The organism is Halomonas ventosae, from assembly GCF_004361885.1.
In the GTDB taxonomy this organism is placed as follows: Bacteria; Pseudomonadota; Gammaproteobacteria; order Pseudomonadales; family Halomonadaceae; genus Halomonas; species Halomonas ventosae_C.
This window is the reverse complement of the sequence record NZ_SNWH01000004.1, coordinates 180,483-197,756: the sequence shown is the minus strand read 5'-3', so window position 1 is coordinate 197,756 and position 17,274 is coordinate 180,483. Positions and strand designations below refer to the sequence as shown.

12 protein-coding genes and 1 pseudogene are annotated in these 17,274 nt (G+C 66.5%); 5 read left to right on the top strand and 8 right to left on the bottom strand.

Going from position 1 to position 17,274, the window contains the following annotated elements:
• Positions 1 to 161: 161 nt before the first annotated feature.
• Genes DFO68_RS05175 through DFO68_RS05165 form a run of 3 tightly spaced genes read left to right on the top strand, consistent with a single transcriptional unit; the run spans position 162 to position 3,336 of the window.
• Positions 162 to 1,748: a DNA topoisomerase gene (locus DFO68_RS05175; protein WP_432206835.1), complete on the top strand. Its 1,587-nt coding sequence runs from the start codon at positions 162 to 164 to the stop codon at positions 1,746 to 1,748.
• A gap of 16 nt (positions 1,749 to 1,764) precedes the next feature.
• Positions 1,765 to 2,703, top strand: coding sequence for a ketopantoate reductase family protein (locus DFO68_RS05170; protein WP_133482610.1), 939 nt, complete (start codon positions 1,765 to 1,767; stop codon positions 2,701 to 2,703).
• Positions 2,704 to 2,763: 60 nt separating this feature from the next.
• Positions 2,764 to 3,336 carry a hypothetical protein gene (locus DFO68_RS05165; RefSeq protein WP_133482609.1) on the top strand — a complete coding sequence of 191 codons (573 nt, stop codon included), beginning with the start codon at positions 2,764 to 2,766 and terminating at the stop codon, positions 3,334 to 3,336.
• A 657-nt stretch (positions 3,337 to 3,993) separates the two neighbouring features.
• On the opposite strand, the gene DFO68_RS05160 is transcribed toward DFO68_RS05165, so the two are convergent.
• The 4 genes and pseudogenes from DFO68_RS05160 to DFO68_RS16035 all read right to left on the bottom strand — a co-directional run.
• The gene (locus DFO68_RS05160; protein ID WP_133482608.1) at positions 3,994 to 4,611 is read right to left on the bottom strand and encodes a TPM domain-containing protein; all 618 of its coding nucleotides are present in this window, start codon (positions 4,609 to 4,611) and stop codon (positions 3,994 to 3,996) included.
• 62 nt (positions 4,612 to 4,673) lie between these two features.
• Positions 4,674 to 5,456, bottom strand: coding sequence for a TPM domain-containing protein (locus DFO68_RS05155; RefSeq protein WP_133482607.1), 783 nt, complete (start codon positions 5,454 to 5,456; stop codon positions 4,674 to 4,676).
• Entirely contained in the window at positions 5,453 to 6,073 is a 621-nt protein-coding gene (locus tag DFO68_RS05150; RefSeq protein WP_133482606.1) for a LemA family protein, read from the bottom strand. The genes DFO68_RS05155 and DFO68_RS05150 overlap by 4 nt, the downstream gene beginning before the upstream one ends.
• Before the next feature lie 61 nt (positions 6,074 to 6,134).
• A pseudogene (locus DFO68_RS16035) lies at positions 6,135 to 6,238 on the bottom strand (prolipoprotein diacylglyceryl transferase); the annotation flags it as partial.
• Between the two features lie 839 nt (positions 6,239 to 7,077).
• Here DFO68_RS16035 and DFO68_RS05140 point away from each other — a divergent pair.
• Positions 7,078 to 7,332 (top strand): SHOCT domain-containing protein, encoded by a 255-nt coding sequence (locus DFO68_RS05140; protein ID WP_133482605.1) that lies wholly within the window; start codon positions 7,078 to 7,080, stop codon positions 7,330 to 7,332.
• Positions 7,333 to 7,540: 208 nt separating this feature from the next.
• Positions 7,541 to 9,856 (top strand): copper-transporting P-type ATPase, encoded by a 2,316-nt coding sequence (locus DFO68_RS05135; protein WP_243726418.1) that lies wholly within the window; start codon positions 7,541 to 7,543, stop codon positions 9,854 to 9,856.
• A 181-nt stretch (positions 9,857 to 10,037) separates the two neighbouring features.
• On the opposite strand, the gene ppc is transcribed toward DFO68_RS05135, so the two are convergent.
• Genes ppc through DFO68_RS05115 form a run of 4 tightly spaced genes read right to left on the bottom strand, consistent with a single transcriptional unit; the run spans position 10,038 to position 17,272 of the window.
• Positions 10,038 to 12,686, bottom strand: a complete 2,649-nt coding sequence (gene ppc, locus DFO68_RS05130) for a phosphoenolpyruvate carboxylase (protein ID WP_133482604.1) — start codon at positions 12,684 to 12,686, stop codon at positions 10,038 to 10,040.
• Positions 12,683 to 13,561, bottom strand: coding sequence for a nucleoside triphosphate pyrophosphohydrolase (gene mazG, locus DFO68_RS05125; RefSeq protein ID WP_133482603.1), 879 nt, complete (start codon positions 13,559 to 13,561; stop codon positions 12,683 to 12,685). The genes ppc and mazG overlap by 4 nt, the downstream gene beginning before the upstream one ends.
• On the bottom strand, positions 13,558 to 15,840 hold the full coding sequence (relA, locus tag DFO68_RS05120) for a GTP diphosphokinase (protein ID WP_133482602.1): 2,283 nt from the start codon (positions 15,838 to 15,840) through the stop codon (positions 13,558 to 13,560). Before relA ends, mazG begins: the two co-directional genes overlap by 4 nt.
• On the bottom strand, positions 15,833 to 17,272 hold the full coding sequence (locus DFO68_RS05115; protein WP_133482601.1) for a TRAM domain-containing protein: 1,440 nt from the start codon (positions 17,270 to 17,272) through the stop codon (positions 15,833 to 15,835). Before DFO68_RS05115 ends, relA begins: the two co-directional genes overlap by 8 nt.
• Positions 17,273 to 17,274 lie beyond the last annotated feature (2 nt).

Here is a 17,274-nt window from a genome sequence, read left to right as displayed (position 1 = left end):
AGGCTTTCCACCATTCTTACAGCGACCTGAACTAGGCTGGGTCACGCCAATTTGCGAAAAAGCACAGAAAATATGAAATCATGAAATATCCAATAAAATCATATAATTACACATTTTCACACTTTTGCACTTGTAATAGTAACGACGAGGGCCAGCTGCTGGTGCAGGAGGTGATCGAGCACCTGGGCTGGAAGGGGCCGGTATCCCGGCTGCTGGTCAGCGACCTCAACCGCCCGGCGGTGCAGCGCGCGCTCGCCCGGCTCGAGGACAACGGCCGTTTCGAGCCGCTCTATCGGGCGGCCCAGTGTCGCGCCCGGGCCGACTGGCTCTACGGCATCAACCTGACCCGCGCCTGGACGCTCACTGGCCGCCAGGCCGGCCATGACGGTGTGCTCTCGGTGGGCCGTGTCCAGACCCCGGTGCTCGGGCTGGTGGTGCGCCGCGACGCCGAGATCCGCGATTTCATCCCCAAGCCCTTCTTCGTGCTGTGGGTCGACCTCGCCGTTGCGCAGGGCCAACTGCGCGCCTGGTGGGTGCCCGGTGAGCCCCACCCCCTCGACGACCAGGGCCGCCTGCTGGTCCGGAAACCGGCCGATGCCCTGGCCGAGCGGCTGTCCGGCGCCGAAGGGCGACTCACGTCGCTCGAGCGCCGCGACAAGCGCCAGGCCGCCCCGCTGCCCTACTCGCTATCGGCGCTGCAGGTCGATGCCGCCCGACGCTTCGGCCTCTCCGCCAAGGCCACCCTAGACATCTGCCAGCGCCTTTACGAGCGCCACCAGCTGATCACCTACCCGCGCTCGGACTGCCGCTACCTGCCCGAGGAGCATTGCGCCGCGGCGCGGGCCACCCTGGAGGGCGCCTGCCGCCAGGACGAGACGCTGCGCGGCTGGCTTGCCGGGGCGGATTTCGCGCGGCGCTCCAGAGCCTGGGACGATCGCAAGGTCGGCGCCCACCATGCGCTGTCTCCCACCGGCAAGCCCGCCGACCTCGCGCGACTGGAGAAGGCCGAGGCCGATGTCTTCCGGCTGATCGCGCGCAACGTGCTGGCGCAGTTCTATCCCGCGCTTTCCACCCGCGAGGTGAAGGCGGAATTCACCATCGTCGGCGAATGCTTCCGCGCCCGCGGCCAGGAGATCCTCGACCCCGGCTGGAAGCCGTTGTTCACCACTCGGGACGAGGCGCCACCGTTGCCAGTGCTCACCGAGGGTGAGAGTTGCCGGGTCCAGGAGACCGGGGTCGAGGAACGCGAGACCCGCCCGCCGGAGCCTTTCACCGACGCCAGCCTGATCAAGGCGATGATGAACATCGCCCGGTATGTCGAGGACCCGGCCGTGCGACGCACCCTGCGCGAACACGATGGCCTGGGCACCGAGGCGACCCGTGCCGGTATCATCGAGACGCTGGTGGAACGCGGCTACCTGGTGCGCCAGGCCAAGGCGCTTAAGGCCACACGGCTCGGCAGCGCGCTGATCGCCTCGCTACCCGTGGCGGTGGGCCGCCCCGAGCGTACCGCACTCTGGGAACAGCGCCTGGGCGCCATCGCCGAGCAGGGCGAGGCCCCGGCCCCCTTCCTCGCGGCGCTGATCGAGGATCTGCATGGCCTGCTCGCTGCCGCCGACACAGGCCGGATGCGCGAGGCGCTGCACGGCGCCCAGGGCGAGCAGGCCCCGGCAGCGCGCTCGCCCCGTGGCACCCGGCACGGCAGTCCGCGCCGCAAGGCGGCCACACGGCGCACTCGTCGCTCATGACCCCGGGAGGTACCCGATGACCCGAAAGACGACGCACTGGATCGTCGGCCCCGGCGCCCTGGGCCGGCTGATCGCGCTGAGACTTGGCGACCACGCAGCGATCACGCTGATCGGGCGACGCCCGCTCCCCCTCGTCCAGACCCTGATCACCCCGGAGAAGGCATTCCTGACCCGCCGGGTCGAGGTAGCCCGGATCGATGCCCCGCCATCGCCACCGCCCGAGGTGGTGCATCTGACGACCAAGGCATACGCTGCCGAGGCGGCCTACGCCACCCTTGCCACCCGGCTGCCTGACGGCACTCCCCTTGTACTGTGGCAGAACGGTTTCGACTGCCAGCCCCGGCTCACCGCGCGCCATCAAGGGCCGGTGCTCTGCGCCAGCACGACCGAGGGGGCCCACGTTCAGGACGAGACGCGGGTGATCCATGCCGGACATGGCCATACCTTCCTGGGCTGCCTCGATGGCCGGCATGGCGAGCTCGCCGAGCGACTGGCCGTCACTCTCTCGGCGGCCGGCCTGCCCACCGAGGCGGTAGACGACATCCGCGTGCGGCTGTGGCGCAAGCTGGCCGTCAATGCGGTGATCAACCCGCTGGTGGCCCACTTCACAATCCATAACGGCGAGCTGCGCGACCCTCCCTTCCGGCGCATGGTCGAGCGGCTGATCGCCGAAGTCGCGGCGATCCTTGCCGCCGAGGGCATCGCGCCTCCTGAGGGCGAAGGGCTGGCGGGCTGGCGGAGCCTGATATGGCAGGTCATCGAGGCCACGGCCACCAATCGCGCCTCCATGTTGCAAGATGTCCAGGCGGGGCGACTCACCGAGCACGAGGCGATCCTCACCCCGCTGCTGGATGCCGCCTCACGGCACCGGCTACCGGCCCCCTGCCTTGACGGGCATCTCGATGCCCTGCGCCACCGGGCGGCGGCATTGGCGCAACCTCCAACGGCTTGCTAGGCTTGGAAGACCACAATTTAAAGCCCACAGCCCGTCAGCTGACGACTCAAGGTCGGGAACATGCAACCGGATTCACGCCTTGCCATCGCACTGGCCGCCATCCTGACGCTGGTGGCACTGTCCGCTCACGCCGACTCGCCCACGCCTGCCTATGGGGGCAAGACGCGCAACCTCGCCCAACTCGACAACGGCATGATCGTGCAGGGCGGCGATATTGAAACCCTCGACGGCTATACCTCGGGGTTTCGCCTCACTGCCGGCTTCACGCCACAGAATCTGCCCGGCCTCGACCTGGGAGCCGAGTTCAGCTATCGCGAAAGCGATGACGTGCCGGTGGATCTCGCCGATGGCCAGCATGTTCTCGACACCACCAGTCTGGGTGGCAGCCTGATGGCCGGCGTGCGCTTCGGGCCGCTGGGCCTGTATGCCAAGTCGGGCCTGGCGGAGTGGCAGGGCGATCCCGTGGGGGATAACGATCGACTCCGCGAAGGTAGCGGCATCGCCAGGGTGCAGGGCTTCGGGGCCCGCCTGCAGTGGCGACGCCTGGTGAGCCGCCTGGAGCTCGAGAAGATCGATGCCCCGGCCATGGATCATCTCAACCTGATGACGGCCTCCATACACTACCCGTTCTGACCCTGCTTTCGCGCTCCTCACCACCGAGCTGCTCACACATATCGGCTGATCATCTACAGGCGACAACTTCTCTCAGGCGCCTGCCATGGCGGTGGCCTCAATCTAAACCCCAAGGCCAGCGCCAGAAATTCGCCACGCTCCCTTCACGCCCCCTTTGAGTCGATTATCAAGGGAATGGCGCACTCTACCCGGTCATCCCTCGCTGACATCCCCATGACATCACCCACAAGCTCCGCCTTTTCCCCTTAGCTTCACTGTGTCGTCCAGGCGGGTGACGGGAACCCCCGGAAGGCGGGATTTGCATGATGTCGATCAAGGTGTGGTGCCATCCGCCTCTGATGTTCCTCTTTCACTTGACCATTGGGTAACACAAGGGTTTTAGGCTTTGAGCACCTTGGCAGTTCCCAAACGCCTGAGCCTCGCAGAGATGCTGCCGGAAAGGAGCCGTGGAGCTGCCATTGACGGCTCCCGCCACCACCCCATGTCGTACGGATCGATGTCGGTGGCCGCGTCGAAGTCACCGAGGCGCTAATGGTCTTCGTAGATGCCGCCGGTCTGGTGTCATGCCGGTTCCTCCCGTCGGTCGGCCGATGTCGAAAGGTAGCCCCTCGGCCGGGGAGGGGCGCTCGCCATGCCAGGCGCATGGGAAGAAGAGGGTCAATCCAGCATGATCAGGTGATTGGGCAGTTCGTTGCGCTCATGGGTGGCCGGTACCTGCTCCTTGAGGTGTTCGCCGCAGGCCTCGATGCACGCCAGGAACCCCCGCAGGGTCTCGCCGGCCTTCACCTGCCGGGTGAACGCCGCCACGATGGATTGCCAGGTCTCGTCGCTGATACGTGCCGAGATGCCCCGATCAACCAGGATCTCCACATAGCGCTCGGCCTCGGAGACGAAGATCAGCATCCCTGTTCCCCCCTCGGTGTGGTGCAGCTCCTGTTCCAGGAACTGCCGCCGGGCGAGGTTGGCCGCCCGCCAGTGGCGAACCGATCGCGGGATCAGCCGGGTGGTGATGGTGGGGAGGCGGAACACCAGTCCCAGCACGATGAAAGTCGCCCACTGCACCAGCGTCAGCTCCCAGGCCGTCAACCAGCCGGGAAAGTAGTTGATCGCCCCGGGCACCACCAGGGCCAGCAGGCCGGCCCAGAGCAGCGGGATATAGGCATAGTTGTCCGCGCGCGGCGCCAGCACGGTGACCAGCTCGGCATCGGTATCGCGTTCGACCCGATGAATCGCCTCGGCTACCTGGCGCTGCTCGTCTTCACTCAATAAGGCCATGGGGGTCGTGATCTCCGAATCCTGATTGTGATGTCGGTGTCGCCACCGGGCGAAAGGCCGGGTTACCAGCCGCCGGACGCGCCGCCGCCACCAAAGCCACCGCCACCTCCGCCGAAGCCACCGCCTCCGCCGAAACCACTCCCGCTGCCACCACCGCGCGACCTGCCGCCGAGCGCACCGCCCAGCAGCATGCCCGATAGCAGGCCGCCGCGGCCGCCTCGCACCAGGGTCATGACGATGACGAACATCACGAAGAAGAGAATCGATGCCGGTCCTTCAGGCCCCTGCTTCCCGGCCGGGGTGCCGGAGGTGGTACTGGAGTCCATGGGCTCGCCGCCCAGCACCCGGATCATCGCCTCCACGCCCTCGGTGATGCCGCGGGCGTAGTCGCCCTCGCGGAACGCCGGCGTCAGGATCTGGTTGATGATCACCGAGGACTGGGCGTCGGTCAGCCGACCCTCGAGGCCATAGCCGACCTCGATGCGCACCTTGCGCTCGTTGGGCGCGACGATCAGCAGGGCGCCGTTGTCCTCCCCTTCCTGGCCGATACCCCAGTGGCGCCCCAGCTGATAGCTGTACTCCTCGATGCTGACGCCCTGTAAGTCCGGCAGGGTGGCCACCACCAGTTGCTCGGTGGTGGCTGCTTCGTGCGCCGCCAGCCGCTCGCTCAGCTGGGATTCGGTGGCCGGCTCCAGCAGCTCGGCCTGGTCGACCACACGGCCGGTCAGTTCGGGAAAGTTGAGCGCCTGACCCTCAAGTCCCTGGGCCTGGAGGCCTTGTGCCTGAAGGCCCAAGGCCGTCGACAGCAGCAATGCCAATAGCGGAATGCGCAGAAGATCGCTCATTCAAACTCCACCTGGGGGGCCTGGTCCGCATTCTCGGTCGTGGCCTCGAAGGTCTCGCGAAGCGGCATGTCGCTGTAGAGGAGGCTGTGCCACAGGCGACCGGGGAAGGTGCGGATCTCGGTGTTGTAGCGCTCGACGGCGGTGATGAAGTCGCGCCGGGCCACGGCGATGCGGTTCTCGGTGCCCTCCAGCTGCGACTGCAAGGCCAGGAAGTTCTGGTTCGACTTCAGGTCGGGATAGCGCTCGGACACCGCCATCAAGCGGCTCAGCGCCCCGCTGAGCTGCTGCTGGGCCTGCTCGAACTGGCGCATCTTCTGCGGGTCGTCCAGCGACTCGGCGTCGATCTGGATGGACGTGGCCTTGGCCCGCGCCTCCACCACGGCGGTCAGGGTCTCCTGCTCCTGCCGGGCAAACCCCTTGACCGTCTCCACCAGGTTGGGCACCAGGTCCGCACGCCGCTGGTACTGGTTCTCCACCTGTGCCCAGGCCGACTTCACCTGTTCGTCATAGGTGGGGATGTTGTTGATGCCACAACCCGTCAGCAGCATCGCCAGGATCAGCACAAGGGCCAAACGCCAGACGCGAGGGTCGGGAAGCGGGGTGGGTCTCGTCTGCATGGGGTCAGTCATCCCTGTCATTGCGAATCGATCACGTCCAAGGTACACGAAGGAAGCGATGCCAGGCCGCCACGAAGCCGACTGAACGTACATAAGGTCATACCAGTGAAACTGCACCGGCCCGATGGCGATGGCAACCGGATCGATCTGAGGATACTGTAACAGAGGTTTGCCGCGCCATCTGACTTGATCTGTATCAATGGACAGGATCCGCTTCTGGGTCATTGCTATTGGATAGTGGGGATATATCTATAGTGAAGACATATCCTACCATAGGAGCCATGCATCATGGTCAGGCATGCCCTCTTTCCCAAGCAATCCACGCGGCCGCCGTCGCCTGGCCGCGCCTTGGGATGGGTATCCTGCTGGGCATGGTGCTGGTCTCTTTAGTACCACCACGGCGGCGCCCGTGCTCTCCTCCACCGCGTCTGGCCAGGTTGGCGTCGAGCTTCTCTCGGACACGCACTCGAACGTCGACCTCATCGAATCGACGCGGACCATCCTCGGCCGCACTGCCACCATGACCATGGGACTCGCCAGGCCGGTAGCGCCCTGTTGCGCATGGAGCGCCAGGACTTGGAGTTCGAGCCCCATCCCGCGATTCCAGACATGGCCGCGTCTTGCCGGTTCAGGCCACGTCGCGGATTCCCGTGATCGCGCTGGGTATGAGCCTGGGGCTGTTCCTGGCCGTGACCTTCATCCTGTGTGTCGGCCTCGGCCTGCTGTTTCCCGACCGGGCGATGTCTGAGAGTTGGCTGCGCCTGCTACCAGGCTTCATCTGGCCAAGCTTCTTCCTGGGGCCGGTACGTCGCCCTGGTCTTCGGCCCGCTCTACAACTTCTTTGCATGCGTGCGGCGTTGATTCCAGGCCACCGAAGATGCCGAACATTGATGGGGATCAAGACCCGGATACTTTCACCTCGATCTTATCTTGACCCTTGGGTTACCCACAGGTCTTAACCTGACGGCAGGGCAGGGTGATTCAACATGACAGGAGATCCGACCATGTGGGGCGACATGATGACGTATATGGGGAGTTACGGCTGGGGGCATATGCGCTTCAGCGGGCTCATGATGGTGTTGTTCTGGGGCGCCGTCCTTGCCCTGGCCGTTCTCCTGGTCCGTCGTCTGACCCGCGACCGAGGCGAGGCCATGTCTCAACAGCGGCCAACGGCCCTGGATCTTCTGCAAGAACGCTACGCTCGGGGAGAACTCGACCGCGAGGAATACGAGCAACGCAGGCGCGATCTACGAGGTTGATGACGCGGCCAAGGCACCTGGGGCGTCCCTCGCTCGCGCGAAGGAAGACTCGGAGATACCCCCAGCCAACGAAGGTAACGGAGACGGCTTCATGACTCAGCAGCACATCAAGCGGCGCGAGCACTCGCATCACGGCAAGCAGCAGGAAGGCACCGATGCCGGCTCCATGAACGCCAGTGATCAAGGGGCTTCCCCATACACTTGCCCGATGCATCCCGAGGTCGTCTCCGATCAGCCGGGTGACTGCCCGAAGTGCGGAATGCACCTCGTGCCCGCGGGAAGCAGCGAGTCACAGGCGCATGACGACCATGTCCATGGCGAGTGTCACGGGCATGGCACCGACCAGGCGGGAAGCGAACCGGGCCGCGGCGGCAAGTACGACAAGGTGCCGTCCGGGCATGCCGGCGCCGTCTACACCTGCCCGATGCACCCCGAAGTGCGCCAGACCACTCCCGGTACCTGTCCCCTGTGCGGCATGGGGCTGGAGCTGGAGTCGGCGGCCGTCGACGATGAGGGGCCGAATCCCGAGCTGGTCGATTTCACCCGACGCTTCCGGGTCGCGGCCGTACTCACGCTGCCGATTCTGGTGCTGACAATGGGCCCTTACCTGGGCCTCGGGTCCATTCGCGACTTCTTCGGCGAGCGAAGCGCGATGTGGATCGAGTTCGCGCTCAGCACGCCGGTCATCCTGTGGTCGGGCTGGCCGTTCCTGGTGCGCGGCGTCACTTCCTTCCGCACGATGAACCTCAACATGTTCAGCCTGATCGGCATGGGAGTCGGTGCGGCCTATCTCTTCTCGATCGTGGCGCTGCTGGCACCCGGCATCTTCCCCGAGGGCTTCCGCCGGGACGACGGCACGGTCGGCGTCTATTTCGAGGCCGCGGCGGTGATCGTGACCCTGGTCCTGCTGGGCCAGGTGATGGAATTGCGCGCCCGCGAGGGCACCGGCAAGGCGATCCGGGCACTGCTCGACATGGCCGCCAAGACCGCCCGGGTGATCCGGCCCGACGGCAGCGAAGAGGAGGTGGCGCTGGAAGACGTGCAGGTGGGCGATCAACTGCGCGTGCGGCCCGGCGACAAGGTGCCGGTGGACGGTGTGGTCGTCGAGGGTCGCTCCTCGATCGACGAGTCGATGATCTCCGGTGAGCCGGTCCCGGTGGAAAAGGTCGAAGGCGACAAGGTCACCGGGGCCACGATCAACGGCACGGGCAGCCTGGTCATGGAAGCCACCCGTGTCGGCGCCGACACCATGCTCAGCCAGATCGTCGAGATGGTGGCCGCCGCCCAGCGCTCGCGCGCGCCGATCCAGAAATTCGCCGACAAGGTGGCGGGCATCTTTGTCCCCGGGGTGATCGGCGTTGCCGTGCTGTCGTTCATCGTCTGGGCAATCTGGGGACCGGCGCCGGCGCTGTCCTACGCACTCATCTCGGCGGTCGCGGTGCTGATCATCGCCTGCCCGTGTGCGCTGGGACTGGCCACGCCGATGTCGATCATGACGGCCACCGGGCGCGGCGCCCAGTTGGGGGTGCTGATCAAGAATGCCGAGGCCCTGGAGCGTTTCGCCAAGGTCGATACGCTGATGGTCGACAAGACCGGCACGCTGACCGAAGGCAAACCGAAGCTGGTGGCCGTACTGCCGGAGGCGGGGCATGACGAGGCCGAAGTGCTGCGCCTGGCGGCCAGCCTGGAGAAAGGCTCCGAGCACCCGTTGGCCGAGGCCATCGTCGCCGGCGCCGAGGAGCGCGGCGTATCCCTTGCCGATGCTACCGATTTCGAGGCCGTGACCGGCATGGGCGTCAAGGGCGTCGTGGGCGGCCAGTCGGTGGCCCTCGGCAACGCCAAGCTGATGGCCGAACTGGGCCTCGACGGGGGCCGGATTTCCGAGACCGCGAACGCCCGCCGCGATGAGGGCGAAACGGTAATGTTCGTGGTCCTCGATGGCCAGATCGCCGGCCTGGTCAGCGTGGCCGACCCGGTGAAGGAGACCACGCCCGAGGCCTTGAAGGCGCTGCATCGGCTGGGATTTCACATCATCATGGCCACCGGCGACAACGCGCGCACGGCCAAGGCGGTGGCCGGCCGGCTGGGTATCGACGAGATCCGCGCCGACGTGTTGCCCGAAGACAAGGCGCGCATCATCCGTGAATTGCAGGAACAGGGCCGCAAGGTCGCCATGGCCGGCGACGGGGTGAACGACGCCCCCGCCCTGGCCCAGGCCGATGTCGGCATCGCCATGGGCACCGGGGCCGACGTGGCAATCGAAAGCGCCGGCTTCACGCTGGTCAAGGGCAACCTCGATGGCATCGTCCGCGCCCGCAAACTGTCGCTGGCCACCATGCGCAACATCAAGCAGAACCTGTTCTTCGCCCTGGCCTACAACGGGGCCGGCGTACCGATCGCCGCCGGGATCCTCTATCCGTTCCTCGGCATCCTCATCTCGCCGATGTTCGCCGCCTTCGCGATGAGCGCCTCTTCGCTGTCGGTAGTCATGAATTCACTGCGCCTGCGCCGGGTGCGTATCTGATCATGAATGATGAAAAGGAGTGGCTGGAGCGACGGCCGAGCAAGTAGCCCATCAGAGGAGAACATCGGATGAAGATCGAGTCCTTTCACGACCTGATCGAGTGGACCCGGTCCCAGCACCCGTCGACACCATAGAGGGGTATCAGTCTTACCGCGCCTGGCAAAGCCAGGCGCTGCCGGGATCAGCCGGTGTTGCGCAGCCCCGCGGCGATCCCTGCCATGGTCACCATCAGCGCGCGAGAAAGATCTGCGCTGATCGCCCCGTCGGCATCGCGGTTACGCTGCAGGAGCTCCGCCTGCAGGCCGTGCAGCGGATCGATGTAGGGGTTGCGCACCTCGATGGCCTGTCGGATCAGCGGCGTCTTCTCCAGTAGCTCCTGCTGGTCGAGCACCTCCAGCAGCGCCTCGTGAAGGCGAGCGAAGCGGCTGCGCAGCCGCTCGCCGAGCGCCTTGAGGGCCGGTTCGTCGACCAGTCGGTGCTCATAGTAGGCGGCGATGCCCACGTCAGCCTTGGCCAGCAGCATCTCCAGCATGTCCAGATAGGTGCCGAAGAAGGGCCACTGGTCGCGCATCTCGCGCAGCACCTCGAGTCCGCCCTCCTCCTCCAGTCGTTGGCTGAAGGCTTCGCCACTGCCCAACCAGGCCGGCAGCATGAGGCGGATCTGGGTCCAGGCGAAGATCCAGGGAATCGCCCTGAGGGTCTCCACGCCGCCCTCCTGACGCCGCTTGGTGGGGCGCGAGCCCAGCGGCAGGCGACCCAGCGCACCCTCCGGGGTCACTGCACGGAAATAGGGGACGAAATCGGGATCCTCGCGCACCACGCCTACATAGGCGCCATGGGCGATCTTGGCCAGGCGGTCCATCTCCTCGCGCCATTCCGGCTGAGGCGCCGGGGGCGGCAACAAGCTCGCCTCGAGCACGGCACAGGCATAGATCTCCATAGAACGCAGGGCGATCTCCGGCTGGCCGAACTTGAAGCGAATCATCTCGCCCTGTTCGGTCACCCGCAAGCTGCCGTTCACCGAGCCCGGCGGCTGGGAGAGGATGGCCGCATGGGCGGGCCCGCCACCGCGGCCCACGGTGCCGCCGCGACCATGGAAGAGCGTGAGGTCGACGCCATGTCGATCACAGACCTCGACCAGCGTTTCCTGGGCGCGGTACTGCGCCCAGGCGGCGGCCAGCTGGCCGGCGTCCTTGGCGGAGTCCGAATAACCGATCATCACCTCCTGGCGGTCGCCGGCCAGGGCACGATACCCCGGCAGCGCCAGCAGGTGGTCGATGACCTCGCCGGCGTGATCCAGGTCGTCGAGGGTCTCGAACAGTGGCGCGATGGGCAGGCTGACCGCGCCTCCCACCTCTTTCATCAGCAGTGCCACCGCGAGTACATCGGAGGGTTGCCCGGCCATGGAGATGATATAGGTTCCCAGCGCCTCGCGATGCTCGGAGGCGATCACCCGAAAGGTGTCGATCACCTCGCGTGACTCGGCGGAGCACTCCCAGCGTCGCGGGATGAGGGGGCGCCGCGAGGCCAGCTCGGTGAGCAGAAACTCCTGGCGCTGTGCCTCGTTCCAGTCACGATAGTGGCCGAGTCCCAGGCCGTGGGTGAGCTCCTCCATCACCTGAGCATGGCGGCTGGCCTCCTGGCGCAGGTCGAGCTTGGTCAGGGTCACGCCGAACACCGCCACACGGCGCAAAGTATCGAGCAGTACGCCATTGGCGATGGTATCGAGTCCCACGTCGCACAGCGAGCGATAGCAGGTCAGCAAGGGGGCGTAGAGCTGGTCGCGGGTCTCGATGATGGCACCGCCCTCGTAGCTGCGCCCGTCGAGCTCGGCCTTGGCCCAGTCGCGGGTCGCCTCGACGCGGCTGGCCAGGCGCTTGAGCAGTTCGCGGTAGGGCTCGGCGACATCCCCCACCTCGGCCTTGAGCGCGCTGTTGGCCTTCCACATGGAGAGCTCGGCCTTGAGCTGCCCCATGTCCCGCAGATAGAGGTCTGCCGCCATCCAGCGGCCCAGCAGCAATACCTCCCGGGTCACCTTGGCGGTGACATTGGGATTACCGTCGCGATCGCCGCCCATCCAGGAGGCGAAGCGGAGCGGTGCGGCATCCAGTGGCAGGCGCTCGCCGGCGGTCTCCAGCAGCAGATTGTCCAGGTCGCGATGGAAGTCGGGTACCGCCTGCCACAGCGAGTTCTCGATCACCGCGAAGCCCCACTTGGCCTCGTCCACCGGCGTCGGTCTCTCGTGGCGAATCTCGTCGGTATGCCAGGCCTGGCTGATCAGTTCTTCCAGCCGGCCCTGGGCGCGCACCCCGCGCTCCGGGTAGTCCGCGGAGGACTCGATGGCCGTCAGGCAGTCGTCGATGGCGTCGTATTTCTGGATCAGGGTGCGACGGATGACCTCGGTGGGGTGAGCGGTGAGTACCAGCTCGACGCGCATGCCGGCCAGGGTCTCCACCAGCTTGCGCGGCGAATGGCCCTCACGCCGGGCCCGTTCGAGCAGTTCGGAGAGCACCGGCTGCGAGCCGGGCTTGTAGTCCTCGACCCGGCGGAAGCGGGCGCGATAGTGCTGTTCGGCGATATTGGCCAGGTTGAGGAACTGGTTGAAGGCCCGAGTCACCGGCAGCAGGTCACGGTCGGGCAGCTTGCGCAGGTACTCGATCAACGCACGCTGACTGCCCTCCTCGCCCTGGCGGCCACGCTTGGCGAAGCTGCGGATGGTCTCGATGCGGTCGACGAAGCCCGGGCCCAGGTCATCGGCGATGGTGCGACCCAGGCTGTCGCCCAGGATACGGACATTGTCACGCAGCGATTCGTGCAGGTCATGGCTCATGGCCGGGACTCTCCTTCTTGCGACGGTTCCTGAACGGGGGTGTCGAGGTGCTTGGCGGCCTGCCAGTGCCGCTCCAGGGTCGCCAGGCCGGCCTCCGACAGCGGCACACCCTCGGTGACCAGGGCCGCCTCCACGTAGCGGAAGCGCCGCTCGAACTTGGCATTGGTGGCGCGCAGGCACTGCTCGGGATCGGCCTTGAGCGTGCGCGCCAGGTTGGTCACCGCGAACAGCAGGTCGCCCACCTCCTCGGCGGCATGCACCCGCTTGCCCTCTGCCAGAGCCTGTTCCACCTCGTCGAGCTCCTCGCGGATCTTGGCCAGCACCCCACAGGCATCGGGCCAGTCGAAGCCCACCCGGGCGGCCCGCTTGGAGAGCTTGGCGGCCCGGGAGAGGGCCGGCAGGGTGCGCGGCACGTCATCCAGCACCGAAGGGGCGTCGGGCTCGCGACCGGCCCGCTCCGCACGCTCCTCGGCCTTCAGCGACTCCCAGCGGGAGTGAACCTGCTGCGCCTTTACCTCGGCGGCGCTGACGCCCTGGCGTCGCGAGGCCAGGGTGCCGTCAGGGAAGACTTGGGGATGGCGGTAGAGCATCTTGGCAGTAAGGGTATGCACCACATCATGAAAGTCGAAGCGCCCCTCCTCGGCCGCAAACTGGCTGTAGTAGATCACCTGGAAGAGCAGGTCACCGAGCTCGCCGGGCAACTCGCTCCAGGCGCGTCGCTCGATGGCGTCGGCGACCTCGTAGGCTTCCTCCAGGGTATGGGGCACGATGCTGTCCCAATCCTGATTCACGTCCCACGGGCAGCCCTGCTCGGGGTCGCGCAGCACGGCCATCAGCGCGAGCAGGTCGTCCAGGTCGTGGCGAGACTCGCTCATCTTGTCCTCCTGCGCTTGGACGACGTGGCCTTCCCACCGCCACTGCGCAGCCGTCGCACCTCGATGATGTTGGGTAGCTGCTGGATGCGCGAGAAGAGGCGGCCCAGGGTTTCCAGGCCATCGACCTCGACAGTGATGGAGATGCGCGCGATGCCATCCTCGGTGTCGGTGAGGGTGTTCACCGAGAGCACGTTGACGCGCTCATTGCCGAGCACCCCGGTGACATCGCGCAGCAGTCCCGAGCGGTCCCAGGCCTGGATCTCGATGTCTACTGGATATTGGGTAAGGGCCCGCTCGCCCCACTCCACCTCGATGATGCGCTGGGGCTCGTCGAGGCGCAGCTGCAGGATATTCGGGCAATCCTGGCGATGCACGGTAACGCCACGCCCCTGGGTGATGAAGCCGACAATGGCGTCACCGGGCACCGGATGACAGCAGTTGGCCATGCTGGTCTTGAGGTTGCCCACGCCGAGCACGCTGATGTCGCTGCCGCCACCCTTGCCCGGGGCCTTGCGTGGCTTGGCCAGAAGGCGGTCGAGCTGGTCCTGGTCATCGTGCTCGCCGAACAGCTGCTGGGCCTGGTGCAGCACCTGGCCGATGCGCAGGTCGCCCGCCCCCAGGGCCGCAAACATGTCGTCCGGGGTGGGATAGTTGACCTTGTTGGCCAGGGTGAGCAAATCCATGTCCTCGATGTCGAGCCGCTTCATCTCGCGCTCGAACAGCGCCCGACCCTCCTCGAGGTTGCGCTCGCGAGCCTGCAGCTTGAACCAGGACTGGATCTTGGCCCGTGCCCGCGAGGTGCGCACATAGCCCAGGTTGGGGTTGAGCCAGTCGCGGCTCGGTCCGCCCTTGCTGGCAGTGAGGATCTCCACCTGCTGGCCAGTCTTGAGCCGATAGGTGAGCGGCACAATGCGGCCATTGACCTTGGCGCCTCGGCAGCGATGGCCCACCTCGGTATGCACCCGGTAGGCAAAGTCGATCGGCGTGGCGACCTGGGGCAGGTCGATCACGTGGCCATCGGGGGTGAAAACATAGAGGCGGTCCGGGGCCACGTCGCTGGTCAGCCCCTCGCTCAGGTCGCTGAAGTCGCCCACCTCCTCGTGCCACTCCAGCACCTGGCGCAGCCAGGCGATCTTCTCCTCGTAGCTGGCACTGCGCACGCGGGTATCGTGACCCTTGTAGCGCCAGTGCGCACAGACCCCCAGCTCGGCCTCCTCATGCATGGCAAAGGTGCGAATCTGGATCTCGAGCACCTTGTTTTCCGGGCCTAGCACCGCGGTGTGCAGCGACTGGTAGCCGTTCTTCTTGGGGTTAGCGATATAGTCGTCGAATTCGTTGGGGACGTGATGCCAGCGTGAATGGACGATTCCCAGTACCGTGTAGCAGTCGGTCACCTCGGGAACCAGGATGCGTACCGCGCGGATGTCGTGGACCTGGGAGAAGTCGATGCGCTTGCGCTTCATCTTGCGCCAGATCGAGTAGATGTGCTTGGCGCGACCGTCGACCTGATAGTGAGTGATCCCCTGGGCCGCCATCAGCGACTTGAGGGTCGCCACCACCTCGCTGATGTAACGATCGCGGTCCTGGCGCTTCTCGGCCAGTTGCCGCGCGATGGCCTTGTAGTCATCCTCGTGCAGGTAGCGAAAGGAGAGATCCTCGAGTTCCCACTTGAGATGGCCGATGCCCAGGCGGTGGGCCAACGGCGCATAGATGTCGAACACCTCGCGGGCCACCTGCAAGCGTTTCTCGCGTGGCGCGTCGCTTACCTGACGCAGGGCGCAGGTACGTTCGGCGATCTTGATCAGCGCCACACGGACGTCGTCGATCAGGTTGACGAGCATCTTGCGCAGGTTATCCTGCTGGTCATGCTGGCTCAGCCCCTGACTGGGTGCCTGGTAGGTGCTGATGGCGGCCATCTGCAGCACGCCGCCGATGAGCCCGGCAACCTCATGACCGAAGCGCTTGTCGACCTCCTCGAGACCGATCAGCCTCTCGCGGACGGCCCGATAGAGCACCGCGGCCTCCAGCGCCGTCTGGTCGAGCTTGAGCTCGCCCAGGATATCGGCCATCTCCAGGCCCATGCGAAAACTCGAGCCATCCTTGAGCCAGGCCTTATGGGGGCGTTCGCAGGCCAGTTCGAGCCGCTGGGCCAGCGTGCAGACATCCCGCATCTGCTGCGCGTCGCGCAGCTTGACGTCGCCCTGCAGGCGGGTGAGCCACTGGTCGATATCGACCTCCCCTTCCCGGGTCAGCGGCTGCTCTTCGCGCACTTTAACCATCGCTTGACCCTCCTTGGGCCTGCCGCGCCGCGCCGGGGTACTCGAACAACAGCATGGATTCCACATGCGAGGTGTGTACGAACATGTCGGCCACGGCCGCATGCCGAATGCGATAGCCAGCATGCACCAGCAGTGCCGCATCTCGTGCCAGGGTGGCCGGGTCACAGGAGATGTAGAGCAGGCGTGGTACCGGACGCTGCCCCAGCACGCGGCAAGCCGGCTCGGCCCCTTGCCGGGGCGGGTCCAGCACCACCACCTCGGGGCCAACCTCCTGGAGCAACTCGCCCACGGTGGCTTCATCGTTAAGGTCGGCCTGGCGCGCCGCCACGCTCAACTCCCGGCCAGGTGCATTACGGCGGGCGTTGTCGGCGAGCCGCGCGACCATTGCCGCACGGCCTTCCACCGCCGTCACCCGGGCACCGGCGGCGGCCAGCGGCAGGCTGAAGTTACCTACCCCGGCGAACAGGTCCAGCACCCGCCTGCCACGGGCCAGCGGCGCCAGCCAGGCCAATGCCGTGGTCACCATCAAAGAGTTGACCTCGGCATTGGCCTGCAGGAAATCCCCGGGGGCGATACCCAGGGTGAGCTCACCGTCAGGCCCCGGCACTCGACAGCGCAGTGCCGGCGTGGGCGTCAGCCAGTCGAGTTTGGGCGCCTCACGGCCCAGCCAGCGCGCCAGGTGGATACCCCGAGCCCGGGAGAAGGCCTGCCAGCGCCAGGCGTCCGCGGCGTGGTCACGCAGTTGGCGCACGACCACCAGGGCGCCCTGGTCACTGTCGAGCAGTTCGAGATGCCCTACCTGGCGCGGAGCCTCGAGCTCTGCCAACAATCGATGCAGCGGCGCTAGCAGCGCGTCCAGCGCTGGCACCAGCACGGTGCAGGCGTCAATGTCGACCAGACGGTGGCTATGGCGGGCGCGAAAGCCCAGATGGACGCCACCCTCGGCATCCACCTTGACACCCAGGCGGGCACGTCGACGGTAGCTCTCTCCCGACCCGGCGAGCAGCTCGGGCGCCGCCTCTAGGGTGATACCCTGTCGCCCCAGCCACGCTTCCAGCACCGCCTGCTTGTGACGACGCTGCGCCGCCAGGGCGAGGTGCTGCAGGTCGCAGCCACCACACTGCCCGACATGGGCACAGGGTGGCGCGACGCGCTCGGGGGAGGCCACCAGCAGCTCGCGCACATGGGCCTCGTCGAAGCGCTTGCGGGTGCGATGGACGGCGACCCTGACATGCTCGCCGGGTAGCGCGCCCTCGACGAACACCGTCTTGCCCCGCGCGATGCGCGCCACCCCCCGCCCGTCATGGGCCAGTCCCCGGATCTCCAGGGCGTCCTGCTCCTCGCTAGCCTCGCGGTGCTCTGCCTGACGCCCATGAAGCCCCGAGACATCTGACGAAGCACGCCCGGGGCGACGCTTGCCCAGCATGGTCATGC